This is a genomic window from Legionella fallonii LLAP-10, assembly GCF_000953135.1.
Classification (GTDB): Bacteria; Pseudomonadota; Gammaproteobacteria; order Legionellales; family Legionellaceae; genus Legionella; species Legionella fallonii.
On sequence record NZ_LN614827.1, the window covers coordinates 3,493,836 to 3,515,061 of the forward strand.

Sequence of the window (21,226 nt, forward strand, 5' to 3'; positions counted from 1 at the left end):
TTGAATAAAAGACTTTTACTGCAAACCATTTAAAACGCAATAGATTTGTTTTCAAACTCGCTGTAGGCATGTCGCCCTATTGATTAGGCAAATTGTTTCGTCCCCCTCAGCTAGTTTGTGAAGAGGTCTATTAAAGAGCATCCATAGAGAAATACTCTTAGGAAAAATACGTCATGATTAAATCCATACTAATGATTTTTCAGATAGGAGTTTTAGCGAAATGGTTTTGTCGGGCTATAAATAGCCCGACTTACGTTGACTGTTGCCATTAATAAAAATCAGATTACATTAAAGGCCTATCTTTTTTATTAGGATCCAAATCTTTCGTTACAGTAGGTACTGAAAGAGGATTGACTTGTCTTGTATCATGAATTTTGGCTTCTACTTTATTCATAGTGTTTGGTTTTTCCATCATGGAAGAAGGCGCATTTTTGACATCACGTTTTGTAGGACTACCACTTGCAGCCACTTTACTGGCACTTACTTTACTTTTGGTAGTACTTGGTTTTGCAACACTCTTAGCTACAGAAGAAGCTGCTTTGGTCGCTTTAGCAACTGTTTTGGTCGCTTTAGCTGCTGTTTTGGTCGCTTGCTTCATTATTTTAGTAGCTTCTTGTTTGCTTTTGCGAGCAACTGCTTCAGTTTTTTTTGCAGTTTTTTGCGTAGCATCTTTCATAGCAGATGTTACTTTTTTAACAGTACGCTGAGCTGTGCTGGTAGCCTTCTTCATATTTTTTTGTGTTACTAATGACGTCTCTTTTACCGCTTGTTGCGCGTTAGCCATCATTTTATCGGACATATTAAGCCAATTTTTTTCCATAAAGGAAAATAAATTATGCATATAATCCAAAGTTTTATGTCCATTTTTAACCATAATTTCTATATTTCTTTCCAAAATTTCTTCTGGTTTTAGAACATTAAATAATTCTACTGGGGTGATATATGAAAAATTTTGAAATGTTTTCATATGCAACTCCATTAATTCCTGTATTGGTTTTTCCAGCGTATTGAACATTTTCTGAGAAAAATATTGCTGATTCATTTCAAGCTCCTTATGCTGCATTGCACAATTCAAGATTAGTCAAAATACTTTTTATTGTCAAATACAAATGAATAGTTCAGAATTTTGCAACATTACCCCTAGCCTCTGAACCAATTACAACTCATGCATGAAACCTCATTAAAAACTGTAAGTCAATTACCCGCCGCACAGCGAAGCATCAGCTTATTTTTACAAATGGCGTTACTCCTCATTCTCATCAGCGTCCTAGTCCCATTCTCCCCCAAGATGCCAGCCGCCGGGCTTGATTCGTCTTGGGCTCTTGCACTGAACCAAGCTGTAGCCATGAAACTTTCTTTTGGCAATGAGATCATTTTTACCCTGGGACCTTATTCGTCCCTCTATACCAAAGCCTATCATCCTGCAACAGACTCTATGATGATAGGAGGTAGTCTCTATTTAGCCTGTGCTTTTTGGATGAGTCTCATTTTTTTAATGCACGGTATAAAATGGCGTTGGACCGTATTTCTAGGGGTAAGTCTGTTGGTCATGATTTATGCTCGTGACTCTTTATTTTTTCTCTATCCCTTATTGGCTGGTTTAATTTGTTATAAGTGCATTAACGATAAAGAGGCCATCCCCTATTCCCAGCATCTCAGATTTATTAGACATCGTTCTAAACTGTTCATAGCATTCCTGTTGGTTCCTTTTGGCCTATTGCCTCTCATCAAGGGCTCTTTACTCATTATTTGTCTTACCATTGTCTTGCTTTGCATTCTATTTTTTATCTGGCATAGACAAATGACTCTAGCATTTATTTGCTTCATATCCCCAACAATTTCAATGATGTTATTTTGGATTAGTGCAGGGCAATCCATTATCTATTTACCTTCTTATTTAATAACCAGTATTCATCTAGCCTCTAGCTTTAGCGAAGCAATGGCTTTTTCGGGTAACAGTCATGAAGTTATTATTTATTTATTCGCCTCCTTATTAATACTTTTATCTATTGTGTGGCAAAAGCAGCTTCCCACGATTTCCCGCGTGTTCTTATTCTGTTTGTTTTTTGTTTTTCTATTTCTTTCTTTTAAAGCAGGGTTCACTCGCCATTACGGTCATGCATTTATTGCCAGTACCTCGGTTTTGATTGCCGCCCTGCTGCTACCTTATCTCTTTACCTCCAAAATCATTATTCCTGTTATTTTATTCTGCCTCTATACCTCTAACTACATTACAGCCCACTATACTCAAATATCAATAGCTAAAAACATCCTATCTACCTATTCCTCAGCATGGCATGGTTTGCAAAATAGAATCACTAATAAAGACTGGCTCAGTCAAAATTTTGCTCTGAGTATGAACTTCATGAAAGAACGCATCGCGTTTCCCCAATTGCAGGGTAAAACAGATATCTACTCCTACAATCAAGCCTATTTAATAGCCGCAGAAATTCCCTGGGCTCCTCGTCCTGTATTTCAAAGCTACTCTGTCTTTACTCCATGGCTGGCTAAGAAAAATAAAGAGCATTTATTGGATGAACACAGACCCGACAATATAATTTTTGCTATAGAAGCTATAGATGGGAGACTCCCCTCATTGGAGGATGGCACGAGTTGGCCCGTATTGTTAACAAACTATCAACCTACTGAACTTAGAAATAATTTTTTATTCCTCACTAAGAACAATGCCTTACCGTACTCACCGGCTATAGCATTAGTGAGCAAAGAGCGCCATTTTTTAGGGGAAACACTCAAGGTACCCGATACAAATCAACCACTACTGCTTGCAATCAATATCAAACCCACTCTCTATGGACTTTTAGCCCTAACTTTTTTTAAGCCTAATTTATTGCTTATCTCTGTTGAACTGAAAAGCGGCGCTAAAAAACAATACCGACTGGTTGCCAACATAGCAAAAGCAGCGTTTTTAATTTCACCACTCATAGAAAACACTCAGGAGTTTGCATTGCTCTACGGCAATCAGCATCTCTTAACGAGTAAGCAAGTTAAATCGTTTACTATTACCTCCGAAGGTAATGCTCATCATTGGCACAAAGAATATACGGTTGTGTTCAAAAAAATAGAATCATAAAGCCGTCATCCTAAGGCTAACGAAGGATTAATCAGAGCTTATTCATCACATGCCAACGTGGCCTTGATGCAGAGCAAGCGTAATCAAGGTATTCATTGCTCCACGCCATCCATTAGGATCAAACATAAAATTAATCTGATAATTGAATTAAATCAGTAAATTTTTTCTTGACTCTCACGTTACGTGATAGAATACACTCACCTTGCATAGCAAAGGTGCCTAATGAAAGAATATAAGATTAAAGAAATCAGTAAACTGACATCACTGAGTATTCGTACCTTACAGTACTATGATGATATTGACTTACTGAAACCATCACGACGCAGTGAAGCAGATTATAGGCTGTATTCAGAGGATGATTTATTACGTTTACAACAAATAACCACTTTAAAATATCTCGGTTGTTCTCTTGCTGCTATTCGAAATATTATTCAGCACCCTGGTTTTAATCTGAAAAAATCATTGGCCTTACAAGCTACTGTACTGGCTGAACAAGCACAAAAAATTAATGAAGCTTCGGCTTTGTTAAATTACATTGCGGCACAAATTAATGCGGGACACCCTGTAAATTGGTATAGCACTACTCAAATCATTCATATTTTGGAGTCTTCAACCATGAGTAAGGAATTAAAAAACAATTATCAAAATATGGCAAATCAATCAGAGCTTGGACAGAAATCTGAATACGATGCAACCTATAATCCTGAGCGACTTTATGCCATACCTAGAGCCCCCAAACGAAAGGAAATTAATCTAGATCCAATAACTTTATCATTCCATGGTTTTGATTGCTGGAATCATTATGAAGTATCGTGGCTCAACCCTAAAGGCAAGCCTATGGTCGCTATTGCTGTGATTTCCTATGATTGCCATTCTCCTTTCATTATTGAGTCCAAATCGTTAAAACTTTATTTTAACTCTTTTAACAACCATGTCTTTAGCGATGTGCAAGCTGTTGAACAGACTGTAAGACAAGATTTAAGTCGCTGCATAGATGCGGAAGCAACTGTGTCCATTACCCCATTAACTGATCTAAAAAATCAAACGCTACATTCCTCTTTTTCTGGCACCTGTCTCGATACGCTGGATATTGAATGCTCTAGTTATATGGTAGATAGCAGTTTCCTCACTACGTCCAATGAACAGGTAGAGGAAGTTTTATATTCGGATTTGCTCAAATCGAACTGCTTGGTGACCAATCAACCTGATTGGGGTTCTGTGCAAATTGCTTATAAGGGTAAAAAGCTCAACCATGAAGGTTTATTAAAATATCTTGTATCCTTCCGCAATCATAATGAATTTCATGAACAATGCATCGAACGTATTTTTACCGATATTATGACCCTATGCCAACCTGAATCGCTCACCGTGTACGGTCGTTATACTCGCCGCGGCGGTCTGGATATTAATCCGTTCCGTTCCACTGAGCCCTGTTCTATTGGCGATAAAAATATTCGCCTTATTAGGCAATAAAGTCGAGATATCTGTTGGGCGAAGAGCCCGACCTATCCGAATTAATGGGAGAGTACTATTGTTTCTTTTATCCAACCCATCAGGATTTTAAGATACAAGGTCGGGCGACAAATTGCCCGATATGGGACTTGCACAGCCAGATAGTATACAAGGATGAAAGCGCAACAAATTAAGTCAGTTTAACCAAGATAGTAGAAATTTAAATAGGCCTTATTCCCCTTTAAGAGTCAACAAGGTAATCTCAGCTGGCACTCCAAACCGATTAGCTGGTCCCCAATATCCTGTTCCTGGATTGACATAAAGTCTCAAATTCCCATGTTGATTGAATCGGCGATAATATTTATAGGCCAGAGGAAGCAACACATTAAAAGGGAAAAACTGCCCTGCATGAGTATGCCCAGAAAGTTGAAGATTGACTCCTAGCTGTTCTGCCTCAAAACAAACATCAGGCCTATGTGCAAGTAATATTTTGAATTGTGCTATTTCATCAGACTGCATTGCTTTCTTTAGATCAGGTTGATGGCTGGGATGAAAATGACCCCCAATGTGATCTGTAACACCAGCAATTAGAACGTTAACACCATTTACAGCAATTACTTGATTCTCATTAATTAATGGCTGAAACCCCAATTGCTTCACTTTCTTTATCCATCCCTCTATACCCCAATAATATTCGTGATTTCCAGTAACATAATACACTCCATGGCGTGCTTTAAGTCGCGACAAAGGTTCTAGATGCTTCTCAATTGACTCAGCAGTCGCGTCTGCAAGATCACCAGTAACCACAATAAAATCAGGATTTTCCGCATTAGCTAACTGCACTACATGATCTACATAGCAGTGTCGAATAGTTGGGCCAACATGTAAATCACTAATTTGAATAATGCTTACCTCATTTAATCCTTGAGGTAAATTATCTAAAGGAATAGCAATTTTTTTCACACCTGGCTTGCCAAGTGCTCTTACAAGACCAGCCCCCACCAAACAAATAGATAAAGCCAAAAGAAAATAATTGATTTTCTGATGGATGAGTCCAAAGGTTTCAGCATGATAGGCAGAAAGTTTGAAAATCATCTGCACTATATAATCCACAAGAAAAACAACATCCACGGGAATGGATAATAAAATAAATGTAGTCCAAAGCCCCATGATAAAAGATCCTAACCAAACGAATGACCGAAACCACGCAAGTTCAACCCAATTAGGATTAGAATGATAAAGAAATACCCATCCTACCATCACCAGAAACAACAAAACCGTACACAGAAGCATCAACCATTCATGTGCTGGGACGGTTTGGTTCACTTTATAATAGGTATAAGTCAAAAGACCGACCACTATTAAAAAGAATCTCGCTTTTTTCATTTTTATCCTTAGAACGACGGGCTTATCATTAAATGATGAGTCATAAGATAAAGCTTAAACAATCTTACAAGCCTCCTCAAAGCTAAGTCTAGGTAAACGCGGATGCAGATTTTCTTTGTTTCCATACCCTAGATTACAAATAAAATTTGATTTCCAGGTAGTCCCAGAAAAAAACTGTTCATCTAATTTTTGATTATTAAAACCAGACATTGGACCACAATCAAATCCTAAAGTACGCGCTGCTAAAATAAAATAAGCACCTTGTAATGAACTATTTCTTAATGCAGTGAGATCCGCAAACTCTTTGTTTGATGCAAACATATCTCTAAATCCAAGCGCATGCGGAAATAACTTATCTATCTTTTCATAAAACATCATGTCCTGAGCAATAATCACTGTTACAGGCGCTGCTTTAACCTTTTCTATATTACCTGGTGAAAGACAATCAATCAGTTTTTCTCTATGCAAACCTTTTTTCACAAAAACTATCCTTGCTGGACTCAAGTTAGCACTCGTAGGTCCCCATTTCATTAAATTATAAATGTCCTCTAAATCATGATCGCTCACTTCCTTAGGAAGCCAATCATTAACGGTTCTTGCTTCAAAAAAAAGTTTATTTAGTACATCGTTAGAAACTTTACTCATAAAAAATACTCCTACTAGTGTTCATTAAACCTCTTGCATAACAATCGGGCAAAAGATGCAGTTATGCAAGAGGTCTATTATAATAGTTACTTTTGTATACTTAAGTATATAACGTAATTAGATATAAAAAATAGACATTACATATAACTCACCTAGTTACCTGGAGAATACTAATGAAAGAAACAAAAGTAGCCATTCCTCATGAGGAGTGTAATTGTGAGTTTCGCAGTTTCCTCGATAGGGTTGCAGATAAATGGTCTCTGCTATTAATTGCAACGTTAGAAAGAACTCCCAATCAACGCAGTCGATTTTCTAACCTCAAAAATGCAGTTCCGGGCATATCTCAACGCATGCTTACGACAACCCTAAGAAACCTGGAACGTGATGGATTAGTAGTGCGTCACTATTTCCCTGAAATTCCACCTCGAGTTGAATATGAGCTCTCTCCTCTTGGTAAAAATCTGATGTGTCCTATAGGAGAGCTGATGCAATGGATTCGACTAAACTGGGAAACAATAAAAAAAGCACGCGAGTACTATGATCAAAAACAACAATAAAGTGAGCAATTAGAATATCTCTCTATAAAATTGTTCTATTATGAAGATATGTAATCATTTTTAGATAATGACAAGGAACAGGATATGAGCACAAATCCAAAGTTAATTATCATCATTGCGATTTTAGTTTTAATAGCCGTGATCTTCTTACTGTTACCAGAATCTGCTGCGGATAAAAACCATAGTGTAACACCACATAAAACAACGATAACGTCAAAAGCAATGGAATAAAAATAGGTTAGACCTCTTGTATATCGGTAGATTTTGCAAGAGGCCTATTATTGTTGGTTGTTTATTTTTTCTTAGCAAACGCCGCTTTTAAATGTTGATTGACCATATCCACTGCACCACGGCATGCGGGAGTCTCAGCAATGTCATTTAACATTAGAAAATCATGTATCGTGCTATGAAAACGAACGGCGGTGACGTGTACCCCAGCAGCATTCAGATTATGAGCATAAGCTTCACCTTCATCGCGCAACACATCACATTCGCCATTAATAACCAATGCTGGAGGCAAACCTTTTAATTGATCAATACTTGCCTTTAATGGACATGCTGTGATTTCTTTTCTTTTTTCTTTATTAGGCAAATAGTTATTCCAGAACCATTCCATGGCTATCTTGGTTAACCAAGGACCTTCTGCAAATTCAGTATAAGAACCATTAGCAAAATTGTCGTCAGTTACTGGATAAATAAGTACTTGATAATCAATTTTAGGACCGCCGCGCTCTTTGGCAAGCAGAGTCATAACTATAGTCATATTACCACCCACGCTATCACCAGCGACCGCTAAGCGAGTAGTATCTAAGTTAAACTCTTTACCATGTTCTGCAATATATTTTGTTGCAGCATAGGCCTCTTCTATTTGCGTCGGATATTGAGCTTCTGGAGCTAAACTATAATCAATAAACACGAGAGCAGCGTGGCTGCCTACGGCAATTTCCCTAATCAAACGACCATGAGTCTCAATACCACCAAAGACCCAACCAGCCCCGTGATAATACATCACTATCGGCAAGCTCTCTTTTGCACCTTTTGGGCGAACAATGCGGATATTAACATGTCCTGCAGGACCAACTGGCAGTTGATGTTCTTCTACATCAACATCTGGTTTTTCAGTAGATAACGCCTGTAAATTATTAAAAATTGATCGCCCTTCTGAAACAGGTAGATCGTATAATGGTTTCCCTCCGGCTTTTTTTACTTTTTCTAAGAAAGCCCAAGTATTTGGTTCAATTCTTTTGCTTAAGTCCATTTTAATATCCTTAATAATTATGACTTATTAAGTTATAGTCTTTTTACATTGAAAATCAAGGGTCCGGGTGGATAATTTTCAACCGAGAGTAAGTGTAGTCTGGATACCCTAGGAAATGTGTGGCACCCAAAATCAGGCTCAACGCAGCATTAGAAATTCTTTATATATTTAATAAGGTACAATACAGTCAATCCTGATCCTGGGTTACGCTGACGCAGCTCCCCAGGCTACAACGCTTATCAGAAACTGACGTTAATTTAATGGCAACTAATATAGGTCAGGCAACAAATTGCCAATATTGCCCTATGTCCCTCAATATTGTACTAAAATTAAAAATATGATGAATTAGTGAACAATAATATGCCTTTAAATCATAAAAAGCGCCCTAAACTATCAAGGGACATGACTAAAATTAAAAAAGAGATCCATGCAGTTATCTTAAAAGATACCCCAGTGATAAAACAGATACACCAAGGTAGTGCGGTCTTATCTTCTATAGCCTCAGGTATTGCCAATTATGTACACCTATTAGCTAATATATTCTCAGCAAGTAAAGACATTCCGGTGATTAGTTTTTTCGTGCAAATGTTCGCGATGCTCCCAAAATCCATAGAAATCATCACGGATCCAAAGAAATCCATCGCTGAGAAAGTTTTATCTACAATATTTCTGGTAACTATAGTTTCGTTGTCGGTAGCTGCCTTTGTTGTGGGTTCTTTATTTGCCGCAATAGTAGGCACAGTACTCGCCTCTGTAGTGGCGCTTATGGAAGGGCTTGGCCTTATCGGGAAAATAGTTGAAAAATATCAAGCCTCAGCCGCCTACACGAAAAAAGTTGCTTTTAATGATCTTATAGACTTGAGAAAAAGCCCTGAGAATACTCAATTCAATGAATTATTTGAAGCAAGAGCCGTTGAACTAAAAGAAGCAATCAAGAAAAAACATTTAAGCAAAGAAGAAAAAGAGGGGCTACATGAGGAACTCCATTTTATTGAGGAGGTACTACAGAAAAAAAACATATCACTAGGACAGGATGAAAAAAATACGGCATTTAAGCTGCAATCTCTCTATAGAGAGCGTGAAAGACAATTAGAAAAGTTAATTAACAAAATATCTGCACTTAAATCAACATCGAGCTCAATAAACGCTTTATCCGATGATATTCAAACATTACAAAGTGAAATTTTACAAACTGATGAGCAAATAAACAAAATCACCGTTACTGCAGAACAACTGAATGCCGAAAACATGATAGCTACAGAAAAATCATTATTATCTATAAGTAATTTTGGGGTGGCTACAGCGGGGGTTTTGTTGTCTGTTATTGGTCTAATAATAGCAGTAAGTTCTGTAGTCATGCCGCCAGTTATTCTGGGAGCACTAGTTGGTGTAGGTATAGGACTAGCTGCTGTAAGTTTAGGAAAATTTATAACTGAAAAAATTATTGAACATCAAGAGGCAGAGGAAAAAGAAGAAAAAGAAACGATGCAAAAAGAAACTATTTTGGAAGAAGCTTTATTTGAATATGAATATCAACTGCAATCCCAAATGAAGCCGTCTCTAACGTCTAGCCACTCTCAACACATGCAAGAGCTAATAACCAAAGAACCATCCCAGACCACATCACCAACGCAGGACAAAACAGTGCATGTCCCCCTCCCTGCTGTTAACTATGGACATCCTGTGTTCAAAAAGCCATTAAGAACCCCAATAGAACAGAACAAGGAACAAGATGTAACGCCAACGCAAAAGGCAACATCACCCTAATTGCAGAGGATTAAAGAATAATTGTAGGTTGAGCCATGCTCCAACCTACAGGTACAAAATATTACTTATTTAAAGGCTGCCATAATGCAACATGAGCACCTGAAGGATCAGTAATGATAGCAAAAAGCCCCATATCGCCAGCAGGGGTTACTCCTTTCACCTCGTTAGCTCCATTGTGCTTTGCCTTTTCTAAAGACTTTGTAACATCATCAACAAGAATATAAGCCATCCAATGCGGAGGTATCTGGGCTTGTTGCTCTGTAGGTATTTGCCAAATACCACCTATATCCTTATCATTTAACTTGATAAGGGTATAAGTCATTTCTGGTGACTTAATGTCTGTAAACTGCCACCCAAATACTTTACTATAAAAATCTTTAGCTTCTTGAATATTCGGAGTAGCTAACTCATTCCAACAAAATTGTCCCGCAAATGGCTGTGTCATAATGAACTTCCTTATAATGATTATCTAGACTCTTTGTACCATGTATTGAGATACAGGCGTTTCAATACCAGCGCTATCAAATTGCTGTTTAATTGTTTCTTGTAATTCATTGCGAGTTGCAGATACCTCTGAAGTATAAACCCATACCATAAACTTAAGCTCTACTGCAGAATTAGCAAAATTATTAATAGTCACATTGGGCGCAGGATCTTTTAAAACGTGTTCACATTGATCTGCAATATCCATCAACATGGTCTTGACTTGAGTAATATTACAATCATAGGCCACGGCAACAATAATATCTAGACGACGGGTTGAAAAATAACTTAAATTGGTAATTTCTGATTTAATCATTGCTTCATTAGGGATACGTACCAATTTATTATCAGAAGTTTTTAATTTGGTGGACAATAAGTCTATAGAATCAACAACTCCGCTAATCCCCTTGACTTCAACCGTATCTCCAACTTTAAAAGGATGTTCAAACAACAAAAAAATACCACTAATTAAATTGGAAGCAGCGGTTTGCGAAGCAAAACTAATAGCAACAGTAAAAACCCCTGCAGCACCTAATAAAACACTCAGTTGGAAACCTACATGCTGTAAGCTAGTCACGGCAAATATAACAAAAATTGAATAAAATACAGAGCGCCTAATTAGCATGGTCTGATGCCGTGAAAATCGTTTAGACGTAGCTCGTTCAGCAAATAAACTCAATCGTTTCGCAATGAAATACCCTAAAGTAAAAAGACATAGGGCATAAATAGTGTTGACCATTTTATCGGGATGGAGAAAATAACGTGCATAATCAAAAGATTTTAAATCCATTGCATTTCCTAATAAAAATTTAATATATCAAGGTCAAAAAAAATTCACCTATTATGACATGTTTTTTCGCACAATCTAAAGCCTTTATTGGATTTCTGGATCCCGCAAACAAGTCATATGAAATAGAGATAAGAGTCACATGACTTAGGGAGGGAAGTCATATGACTTAGGGATGAAAGCCAAATTGAATTTCATTAATTCAATTTCGATGTTTAAGCATAAGCTTTATCAGCAACAGCCATTTTAGTTCGTCTCAAATTTATGCTTCTTCATGCTCTGTTCCTTTATGTTCTGCAGCAAGAAGCATATAGATTGCCGGAACAACGAATAAGGTAAATAAGGTACCTATTGAAATCCCTGAAGCGATAACAAGACCTATATTAAAGCGACTTTGCGCCCCGGCTCCTGTGGCAATAATTAAAGGCACAACCCCTAGAACCATTGCAAAAGTAGTCATTAAAATAGGACGGAACCGAATGCTTGCAGCCATTTTAATGGCTTCTAATTTCTTTTTACCATCAATCTGTAATTCATTAGCAAATTGAACAATCAAAATACCGTGTTTACTGATCAAGCCAATTAAAGTAACCAATCCTACTTCACTATAAATATTCAATGTTGCGTCCCCAATACCAAGACTCACAAAGATCATAGCCCCACAAATAGACATAGGCACACTAATCAACACGATTAATGGATCGCGGAAACTTTCAAACAAAGCGGATAAGGCTAAAAAGATAATAATTAGTGCAAAGAAAAACGTAATAATCAAATTGGAGCCTTCATGAATAAATTGGCGTGATTGAGACGCGTAATCAATGTAATATCCTTGAGGTAATACTTCCTTGGCAATACTCGCAAAAGTAGACAAAGCTTGTTCTGTAGAGACTCCAGGAAAAGCCACAGCGGAAACGGTTGCTGAGTTCAGCTGCTGAAAGTGATTAAGCGACTCTGGCACAGTTTGTCTTTGCAATGTAGCAACCGTAGAAAGAGGAAGAACATTGCCCGAGGAATTCTTGATGTAATAATCTAATAATTGATCGGTATTGAGCCGATGCTCACGCATCACTTGAGGAATCACCTGATATGAACGCCCATCATAATTAAAGTAATTAATATAGCCCTCACTTAAGGCAGCACCTAAAGTATCACCAACCTCTTGCATGGTTAAACCAAACTGTGAAATTTTATTCCTATCTAACATCACCTTTGTTTGCAGCTTATCTATCTTTAGATCCGGATCAATATAAGCATAAATACCTGCCTGCCTGGCTTTAGTTAAGAACGTTTGTAATACTGAATTCAAATTCTCGAAGCTTTCGGTTGTAGTAATCACAAATTGAATAGGAAGACCACTACCACCTCCTGGCAAAGAAGGTAATTGAAACGCAGCGATTTTCGCTCCAGCAATTTTATTCAATTCTTTTTGTGCTACCTCTTGTAACTCATCCGCGTTTCTCTTTCGATCCTCCCATGGCTTAAGTACCATACCGACAATAGATTGATTAAGACTAGGATTACCGTCTACTTGGAAAATGTGATCCGTTTCGGGATATTTACTGAAAATTTTTCGCACTTGATCAGAATACAATTGAGTTTGTTGTAACGAAGAGTTTGCTGGCGCTGTTACTTGCGCAATAACGACCCCTTGATCTTCCTGGGGAGCAAGTTCTGAGTCTGAAGTCACAAATAAAAAATAATTACTGAGCAAAATAATGGCTGCAAATACTGCAACGACGGGCAAATAATCTAAGGTTTTAGCCAGAGTATTTTTATAGAATTCTTCCACTTTTGTAAATTTATCATCAACATACTCCATAAAACTATTTTTCTTACTTTCTATACCGTCTTTTAATAACTTGGAACACATCATTGGCGAAAGGGTTAATGCAATCACTGCAGACACAGTAACAGCCCCTGCCAAAGTAAAAGCAAACTCAGTAAATAACGCTCCCGTCAATCCGCCCATAAAACCTATGGGAATATAAACTGCAATTAGAACGACAGTAATAGCGATAATTGGTCCAGATAATTCTTTGGCTCCCTCTAAGGCGGCCCTGAATTTTGTTTGTCCTTCTTCAATATGCCTTTGTACGTTTTCAACAACGATAATCGCATCATCAACAACCAAGCCAATAGCTAATACCAAGGCTAATAAAGTTAATAAGTTAATGGAATAACCTAAGATGAGCATCACCCAGAAGGTACCAATAATAGATAAGGGGATAGCAACCAAGGGGATAATCACGGAGCGAATAGAACCTAAAAAGACAAAAATAACTACCGTTACAATTAAAAAAGCCTCCATTAAAGAATTGATTACTTCATGAATGGATGAATTAACAAACAGACTGGCATCATAAACTATTTTACCATTCAACCCCTGAGGCAATTCGGCTTGAATGATAGGAAATAGTTTTTTAATGTCATTAATTACCGTTAATAGATTGGCTGACGGAGCAACTATTATCCCAATGTAAACTGCTTTTTTTCCATCAAAGCTTACCGCAGAATTATAATTCTGCGCTCCCAAATCGACTTTAGCGACATCTCCCAAACGGATAATGGCACCATTTTGTGCTTTGAGCACCATTTGTTTAAACTCGTCCACATTTCTAAGATCAGTACTGGAAGTAAAGTTTTGGATAAACATTTGCCCATCAGTACGCCCCACTGCGGAAATAAAATCATTATTGGCTAGAGCTAGTCCCACCTCAGCAGGAGAAACTCCATAGCCAGCTAATTTCACAGGGTCCAACCAAGCACGAAGAGCAAAGGTTTGATTACCTAAGATTTGTGCGTTTTGCACCCCATTCACCGCCTGCAGTTTAGGTTGCACCACCCGAATTAAATAATCTGTAATTTTATTAATAGGTAACTCATCGCTATAAAAGCCGATGTACATTGAATCAATGGTCTGCCCAACTGAAACGGTAATTACTGGTTGTTGTGAGTTTTTAGGTAGTTGGTTAAGAACAGCGTTAACTTTGGTAGTGATATCGGATAATGCTTTCAACGGATCATAATTAAGTAATAAATTAACCGTAATCGTACTGGTACCCTGCGTGCTGGAGGAAGTCATGTAATCAATACCATTCGCCTGGGCAATTGAGTTTTCTATAGGTGTAGTAATAAAACCAGCAACCACGTCAGGATCAGCTCCAGTGTACGTGGTAGTCACCGTTACGATCGCATTTTCTGTAAATGGATATTGCATCACTGGTAATGAACCAATAGAACGCAAGCCCATTGCTAGTAAAAACAGACTGATTACCGTTGCCAGCACTGGTCGCTTGATAAAAATATCAGTTAACGCCATGGTTCAAATCCTATTAACGTGAGTTATTTTTCTTGTACTTTAGGCGCGGCATCATTACTTGGCTGAATTGTATTATTAATCACAATAGAGCTGCCATTTTTGAGCTTAAGCTGGCCACTGGTAACAATGATGTCTCCTGCTTGCAACCCTTTCAAAATCTCTACTTGATCACCACGAGAATCACCCACAGTGACAAAAACTTCTTTCACTACTAACACTGGTTGTTTTTTAGCATCCTTTGTACCACTATCCTTAACCACAAAAACGATATCGCCATAAGGATTAAAACTAATCGCTGATTGTGGAACAGTAAGATATTCTTTCGCATCCCCTACATCCACCTCAGCTTGGGCAAACATGCCTGGTTTCAATTTTAATTTGGGATTATCTAAGGTAGCTTCTACTTGTACGTTACGAGTAGCTGTATCCACTATAGGTTGAATGGTTGTAATCTTTCCTTTAAAAATCTTTCCAGGAAATGTATCTGTCTCTATATTGACTACCTGACCAAGTTTTAATTGAGCTAAAGCTTGTTGGGGTAGATAAAAATCAGCATAAATAGGATCCAAAGATTGCAAGACAGTAATAGTATCCCCTGGGTTGAGATATTGCCCAGGATTCGCATTATTGATTCCTAGATATCCAGAAAAAGGAGCTCGTATGGTTTTTTTATCAACAGTTGCCGCTTGTTGTGCTACCTGTGCTTGTAAGTTTTTAAGGTTCCATTCATCAGTATCCACTGTTTGTTTACTCACTGCATGCACATTAAATTGCGCCTGGTCACGTCGGAAAGTAATTTTTGCCAGTTCAACTTGAGCCTGTAAAGAACGCAATTGTCCTATTTCTGTCCCAGCGTTTAATTGCACGAGCAAATCGCCCTTATTTACTTTTTGTCCAGGGGTGTAATAAATGGTTGTTACCATACCAGCAAGTTCTGTAGTCACGTTCACGCCTAAAAGTGCTCGTAAACTGGCTACAGATTTTAATCTAGACTGCCACGATGAATACTCCACTTTCATAGTCGATACGGTTACGGCTGGTCGCTGCATTGATGATAAATATCTTTTTATCATTATTGCTTTAATCCCCTTCCAACCAAAAATCAGGCCGAATAGGATACCTACCCCAACTAACATGATTATCATCGGCTTTTTCAAAAAAATTCTCTCTATTCAATGACAAAATAATTGTCTGTTACCCTAGGACATCATTACATTTCTACTATCTTCACTGAATTGCTTTGATGTTCCACTGAAACAAAAAAAACAACGCCTCTATTAGACCCCACCTATAAATACCATTTTCCTGATTATTGCAATGATGTAAGCGGTCTATTATTTCGGACATTCATTACCACACCATGGTTTTTGCCACCATCCACCACCTAGTGACTGGAATAAAGCTACTGTATCAGTATACCGTGCAGCCTGTGCCTGAATACGATTGATACGGGTTTGTTGAAATTGGCGTTGCGCGTTTAACAAGTTAATATAATTAGTTCCACCTAGCCGGTATTGTGACCAAGTCAATTTAAGGGCGTCACGTGCCGCTTTTTCGGCCAGTACTTCCGCTTGTAACGTGCGTGCATCTGTTTCAATGGCACGTAAAGAATCTGCTACATTTTGAAATGCTTGTAATATTGTTTGTCTATATTGAGCTAAAGATTGTTCATAGGCTGCGATTTGTGCCCGTCGAGCAGCCCATAAGGCTCCGCCCTGGAATATCGGTTGTGTCAGTTGTCCTGTGATATTCCACACCACATTGGATGGTGTGAACAAATTGGCTAGTACGATATTAAGCCAACCATAACTGCCCGTCATACCGATTTGCGGCAATAAGTTCGCTGTAGCAACACCGATCTCAGCACAAGCATAATGAAGCGTTGCTTCTGCGGCACGAATATCAGGTCGTTGCCGCACTAAATTGGACGGTAAGCTTAGGGGTATCTCTGGAGGTAACCTTAAGCTATTGAGTTTGATTGTAGGTAAAGGACGATCGGGGAATGTCCCTATCAGTGCGGTCATGGAATGTTTGGCCACAGACAAGTTTTTTTGTAGCGGTGGTAAAGTGGCTTTGGTCTGCTCAAGAGTAGTTTGTTGCGTTAATACATCGGCCTGAGAAATTCCCCCCAACCTATATTGCTTTTTCAAAATCTTAAGCACACCTTCTTCTATTCTAATTAACTCTAAGGTTGCTGTAATTTGTTCTTGATAAGAGCCAATACTGACTGCTGTATTGACAATATTTGAAGTCAAAGTCAAATAAGCGGCAAGTAATTGAAATTGTTGATAATCTACTTGGGCTTTTAACGCTTCAATTTGTCGTCTAGCACCACCGAAGGTATCTAAAGTATAAGATACCGTAAATGTTGGGTTATAAAGATTAAAGGTTAATGCCCCGCTTTCACCACTTACCCCTCCAATTGCAAGGGTCGAATACCTTAATCGTTCGGCGGCATCTACTGTTTTAATAGCAGGGAAGAGAGAGTTACCAATTTGGACATTAACATTTTCCTGTGCTTGTTTTATGGCAGCAATTGCTGATGCCAAGCTTGGATTATGGGCTATTCCTGCTCTGACAAGCTGGTTAATAGATTCAGAATGGAAAAGCTCCCACCACAGCATCGGTATATCTTCAGTAGCAACAAAAGTTTGCGCATTACCGCCAGCACTTTGACTACGTGCCGTCTTTTTAGGAAGAGGCGTTTCTGTATAAGCCTGAACCGGTGGAGGCGGAGGGGAACGAAAATTGGGGCCTACTTTGCAAGCGCTTAAAAAAAGGCTACAAGCAACAATAATCGCGGCATTTATTTTTAATAAGGCATGCATTAACCACAATCCTTCGTGAAATACTATCAGAATCTATGAAAAGAGCTCTATCTCATTTTTCATAGATCCTAACTATGGTAACATTCTAATAGCTAATCTCCGATTGTCACTAAAATAATGTTTATCGTCAAATGAATCTCAACAAATTTTATAGAAGAAACAATCCTCGCTTTAAGATTTTGCTCCAACTTAAGAACCAGTGGCTCAATTTCTTGCGATCGGGAGCAGACATTGAATCACTCCCCCGGTTGCAAGCAACCAGGCTCAATGATGCGACACAAAATTAATTCATTAAGTTGACGCTATTAAGAGTCCAGATACCCATACTAATGTTTATTCGAACAGTCCTCTTTGAACACATACGATAAATTACTGATCAAAAACGAGCATTCACTTGCAGCGTTGTCGTTTTTGTTGTGGTACCTAGAAATCGTGCCGAGGATACCGGTAATAATTGTCCCGTAGCAGTATCTCCTACAGGATAGGCGGTATCATATTGATAGCCAAGCGTTAGAGAAACAAATTTTTGTGGTTTGATGTTAAACGATACTCCTATCGTTGATTGGGGAAGATTCAAAGCCAATGATTGTTCAGACTGCCCGTAACCTACTGTAATAGAGCTTTTTTTGTCAAATATCATGAAATTGATACTCCCTTCCGCATTCCAGGCAGAAGGTTGGGCTCCCTCATCATTGAACGATAGATTTTCTATAGCAAACGGGCAAGTTGTTTGTACAAATTCCCCGTAAAATGTTAGGTGTAAATCATCCAGACTGATTTTTGCCCGAGCGTCATAAGCTGGAACTCGATGAACTAATAACTCTCTAGCCCCAAAACCACGAAACGCAATTAATGGTATGTCGCTATCTTGTCCGCCTTCAAAATCCAGATAATCATTATCCACGTACTCACCCGCATCAGAAACAATGGTAGATGCCCCTGTATTTTGCATCCCGCCAGAATCAGCAATGTTGAAGATGTAACTCGCACCGGTGCTCAATTTAAAATGGGGATTTTCCAGCACATATCCAATATTGGCACCACCATTATTGATCACCCCATTCTTTTGATTAGTAAATGCATCTCCCTCAAAAGCAAAAATAGACGCATTAAAACCATTTTGAGTTCCTGGTTGTTGAAAACCAAGAAGGATAGGACGTTGTCTAAACCGACCTAATCGTGCGGATAACGGCGCAAAGAGCAGCGATGAATTGTATTCACCGAAAGGAAGAAACATTTGTCCGCCAGAAAGATATAAAGGAAAGCGATTTAAATCGCCCAAAGTAAGAAAAGCCGTATTCAAAAAGATCGTGGAATTGGCTACTCGTGTTGTAATAGTGGTTTCATCAAACTTCTCAGCACTATTAGGATTATAACTAATCCTCATTGCGCCTAATAAAACCGGCATAATTTCTGAGGTCACATTTAAATTGGCGCCAGATAAATTAATATCACTTTGTGTTCTACCATCTCTAGGTGGCACATCAGGAGGTTGCTTAACGGTTGCCAAACCAATAATTGAACCACCTAATTCAATATGCGGGTAGGGTAAAGGTTGAATCCCTTTTTGCCTCAACTGACTATCATATTTTTGACGCATTTTCATCATCGCCAAATCCTGATTATATATAGGAGCGGTATCATATTTATCGCGCGCATTAATCTGAGGAAGGGCTAAAACAGGATCTTGAGGTTTATTTTTTTCAGCTTTTTGCTCTTTCTTTTCTAATACGGCAATACGCTGCTCTAACCTACGGATTCGCTCGGCTTGAGATAATTCATCTTTAGAATTAGAGGCAATGGCTGATTGAGTCATTGAAAAAAACAGGAACAAACAAACACCATTCCTAATACAACTATTTTGCAACGCAAGAACTCCTTGTTGTAATTCAATCGTAAAGCCACCGCACAAGCCAAATTTAAATTAAATGTACTATTTTTCATAATTTTAAGCAGCGATTATTCTGGATAGGAACCATCCTTGTCAATAGGGAAGCAAGTCATCGTAGGGTACCCTGAGGTTTTCGAAAGAGATCTAATTATTTATGCTTAAAAAAATGACGTACTTTCTCCACCATGCGATCGATCAGAGTCTGATGTACTACTTGTTTCTTTGGAGCTTTAGAAGCACTAATATCTTCATTAAGATGTTTTCTGATAACGACCACTTCGCTCATTTTTTCCATTAGTTCTGGCTTCTGTTTAAATAAATGCTTCATATTATTATGAGTTATTTCAATGATTGTAGCTTCAGTTCTAACAGTCATAGAAGCACTGCATCTATCTCCTGTTAGTAATGACATCTCTCCAAAATAATCCCCTGCCCCCAAAGTGGCTACCCAATGTTCTTCTAGTATGTCTTTAGAAATATAAACGTCTATTTTGCCACTATAAATAATAAATAAAGAGGAATTTTCCTGTCCATACTCCAGGATCATCTCAGGAGGACCGTAATAATGAACTAGAGCATTTGCTGCCAATAATGCCGCCTCATCCTTACCCAATGAATGAAACAGATCTGTTTGCAATAAAAAATCTTCCAGTAACTCTTGTGAGGGTGGTTCAAGTAATTGTATCCCTTCTTCCGATACAATTTTGACTCCTTTTCGGCGGCATTGATACCAAACTATTGATAATATCTCATCATTAACCAAGGCTTCATGCATTTGTTTAGTAAAATAAGTTAATTGGTAGATATATTCTGAACTTCTCACCTCTGACAATGTAGCAATAGGGGGAGGGATACGCTCTACCTTTGGCGATTGATAAGCGGCGGAAAGCAGTATTTTTTTAAATAGCTCTGGTGATACTTGATCTTGAACTGGAATAGTAAGGAGTACCCCATGCATTGGCTCTGGCTGAGACAGGTTGGTGATCTGTAATTTTGAAATCACTGAGTTTGGTATTGAGAGATGGTTATTATCTAAAGTAAAAAGATTAACAAAGCGCCAATTAATATCCACAACCATGCCCGGTGGACGTTGTAAATTACCATCATTGAATTTTATCCAATCGCCCTTGTTAAACTGTTTTGACGTATTAAGACCAAGACCTGCAAAAATATCACTCAGCGTAGCTTGGGCAGAGTATCCTAAAATGATGGCCATCACCCCAGAAGCAGTGAATATACCAAAAACAGATTTTAGAAATACAAAATGCATAATTGCAGCAACAACAACAATAAGCAAAGCAGCAGAAACAAGATCCCTCAGAATTTTACTAATAACTATTCCTTTATTGAGGAAAAATTTATTCCATAACAAATACTCCAACAATTGATTCGTTAATAAATTAAGAGACAGCCACCAAAAACACTGCACTATAATTTTTACAGTAGATACATTTAATTCACTTTCTGAAGCAACAAAGGTAAAAGGAGCAAAAAGCAGTATTAAACTAAAAAGGGCAAAAACCCCGCTCGCGAACCACAATTTTTTCGTCGCAATATTGGAGATAAATTTTTTAAGCAACTGATCGTAGAAAAAAATAATGACAGATATCGCTATAATCAGACCGATTATTTTTATTATTTCGTTGATATCCATTGGAGCAATCCCAAATCCCTCTCTATCTTTTAATTTAGCCTATTTATTAAGTTTATGCTTTTTATAAATTATCAAGGGTCTGTTTACAACTCTCTAAGCTAACGG

General features: G+C 38.1%; 16 protein-coding genes and 1 pseudogene. 6 read left to right on the forward strand and 11 right to left on the reverse strand.

Annotated features, from left to right (window positions below; translation table 11 throughout):
• Positions 1-283: 283 nt before the first annotated feature.
• Complete coding sequence (locus LFA_RS18990) at positions 284-1,042, reverse strand: hypothetical protein (protein WP_052673988.1); 759 nt, start codon at positions 1,040-1,042, stop codon at positions 284-286.
• Between the two features lie 123 nt (positions 1,043-1,165).
• Here LFA_RS18990 and LFA_RS14620 point away from each other — a divergent pair, with 123 nt between their 5' ends.
• The 3 genes and pseudogenes from LFA_RS14620 (at position 1,166) to queF (ending at position 4,564) form a co-directional block, all read left to right on the forward strand.
• On the forward strand, positions 1,166-3,091 hold the full coding sequence (locus tag LFA_RS14620) for a hypothetical protein (RefSeq protein WP_045096831.1): 1,926 nt from the start codon (positions 1,166-1,168) through the stop codon (positions 3,089-3,091).
• 222 nt (positions 3,092-3,313) lie between these two features.
• Positions 3,314-3,514 (forward strand): annotated as a pseudogene (locus tag LFA_RS20380) (MerR family transcriptional regulator); the annotation flags it as partial.
• A gap of 192 nt (positions 3,515-3,706) precedes the next feature.
• Complete coding sequence (queF, locus tag LFA_RS14625; protein ID WP_045097654.1) at positions 3,707-4,564, forward strand: NADPH-dependent 7-cyano-7-deazaguanine reductase QueF; 858 nt, start codon at positions 3,707-3,709, stop codon at positions 4,562-4,564.
• A 210-nt stretch (positions 4,565-4,774) separates the two neighbouring features.
• On the opposite strand, the gene LFA_RS14630 is transcribed toward queF, so the two are convergent.
• Both LFA_RS14630 and LFA_RS14635 read right to left on the reverse strand, forming a co-directional pair.
• On the reverse strand, positions 4,775-5,929 hold the full coding sequence (locus tag LFA_RS14630; RefSeq protein ID WP_052673989.1) for a metallophosphoesterase: 1,155 nt from the start codon (positions 5,927-5,929) through the stop codon (positions 4,775-4,777).
• Positions 5,930-5,983: 54 nt separating this feature from the next.
• Entirely contained in the window at positions 5,984-6,574 is a 591-nt protein-coding gene (locus LFA_RS14635) for a malonic semialdehyde reductase (RefSeq protein WP_045096832.1), read from the reverse strand.
• Positions 6,575-6,747: 173 nt separating this feature from the next.
• Here LFA_RS14635 and LFA_RS14640 point away from each other — a divergent pair, with 173 nt between their 5' ends.
• Both LFA_RS14640 and LFA_RS19925 read left to right on the forward strand, forming a co-directional pair.
• Positions 6,748-7,131 (forward strand): winged helix-turn-helix transcriptional regulator, encoded by a 384-nt coding sequence (locus LFA_RS14640; RefSeq protein ID WP_045096833.1) that lies wholly within the window; start codon positions 6,748-6,750, stop codon positions 7,129-7,131.
• An 84-nt stretch (positions 7,132-7,215) separates the two neighbouring features.
• Positions 7,216-7,362 carry a hypothetical protein gene (locus LFA_RS19925; RefSeq protein ID WP_157010382.1) on the forward strand — a complete coding sequence of 49 codons (147 nt, stop codon included), beginning with the start codon at positions 7,216-7,218 and terminating at the stop codon, positions 7,360-7,362.
• A 61-nt stretch (positions 7,363-7,423) separates the two neighbouring features.
• On the opposite strand, the gene LFA_RS14645 is transcribed toward LFA_RS19925, so the two are convergent.
• A complete protein-coding gene (locus tag LFA_RS14645; protein WP_045096834.1) occupies positions 7,424-8,389 on the reverse strand; it encodes an alpha/beta hydrolase in 966 nt (321 codons plus the stop codon).
• A 402-nt stretch (positions 8,390-8,791) separates the two neighbouring features.
• On the opposite strand from LFA_RS14645, the gene LFA_RS14650 reads away from it, so the two are divergent.
• Positions 8,792-10,156, forward strand: a complete 1,365-nt coding sequence (locus LFA_RS14650) for a T4SS effector SidA family protein (protein WP_172653479.1) — start codon at positions 8,792-8,794, stop codon at positions 10,154-10,156.
• A gap of 61 nt (positions 10,157-10,217) precedes the next feature.
• Here LFA_RS14650 and LFA_RS14655 read toward each other — a convergent pair whose 3' ends face one another.
• The 7 genes from LFA_RS14655 to LFA_RS14685 all read right to left on the reverse strand — a co-directional run bounded on the left by LFA_RS14655 (position 10,218) and on the right by LFA_RS14685 (position 21,121).
• A complete protein-coding gene (locus LFA_RS14655) occupies positions 10,218-10,601 on the reverse strand; it encodes a VOC family protein (RefSeq protein WP_045096836.1) in 384 nt (127 codons plus the stop codon).
• 24 nt (positions 10,602-10,625) lie between these two features.
• Entirely contained in the window at positions 10,626-11,429 is an 804-nt protein-coding gene (locus LFA_RS14660) for a mechanosensitive ion channel family protein (RefSeq protein WP_052673990.1), read from the reverse strand.
• A 259-nt stretch (positions 11,430-11,688) separates the two neighbouring features.
• Entirely contained in the window at positions 11,689-14,748 is a 3,060-nt protein-coding gene (locus tag LFA_RS14665) for an efflux RND transporter permease subunit (RefSeq protein WP_045096837.1), read from the reverse strand.
• A gap of 23 nt (positions 14,749-14,771) precedes the next feature.
• Complete coding sequence (locus LFA_RS14670) at positions 14,772-15,821, reverse strand: efflux RND transporter periplasmic adaptor subunit (protein WP_331709335.1); 1,050 nt, start codon at positions 15,819-15,821, stop codon at positions 14,772-14,774.
• A gap of 261 nt (positions 15,822-16,082) precedes the next feature.
• On the reverse strand, positions 16,083-17,576 hold the full coding sequence (locus LFA_RS14675) for an efflux transporter outer membrane subunit (protein ID WP_045096839.1): 1,494 nt from the start codon (positions 17,574-17,576) through the stop codon (positions 16,083-16,085).
• A gap of 376 nt (positions 17,577-17,952) precedes the next feature.
• Positions 17,953-19,443 (reverse strand): LbtU family siderophore porin, encoded by a 1,491-nt coding sequence (locus LFA_RS14680; RefSeq protein ID WP_157010383.1) that lies wholly within the window; start codon positions 19,441-19,443, stop codon positions 17,953-17,955.
• Between the two features lie 172 nt (positions 19,444-19,615).
• Positions 19,616-21,121 carry a mechanosensitive ion channel family protein gene (locus LFA_RS14685; protein ID WP_045096841.1) on the reverse strand — a complete coding sequence of 502 codons (1,506 nt, stop codon included), beginning with the start codon at positions 21,119-21,121 and terminating at the stop codon, positions 19,616-19,618.
• Positions 21,122-21,226: the final 105 nt, after the last annotated feature.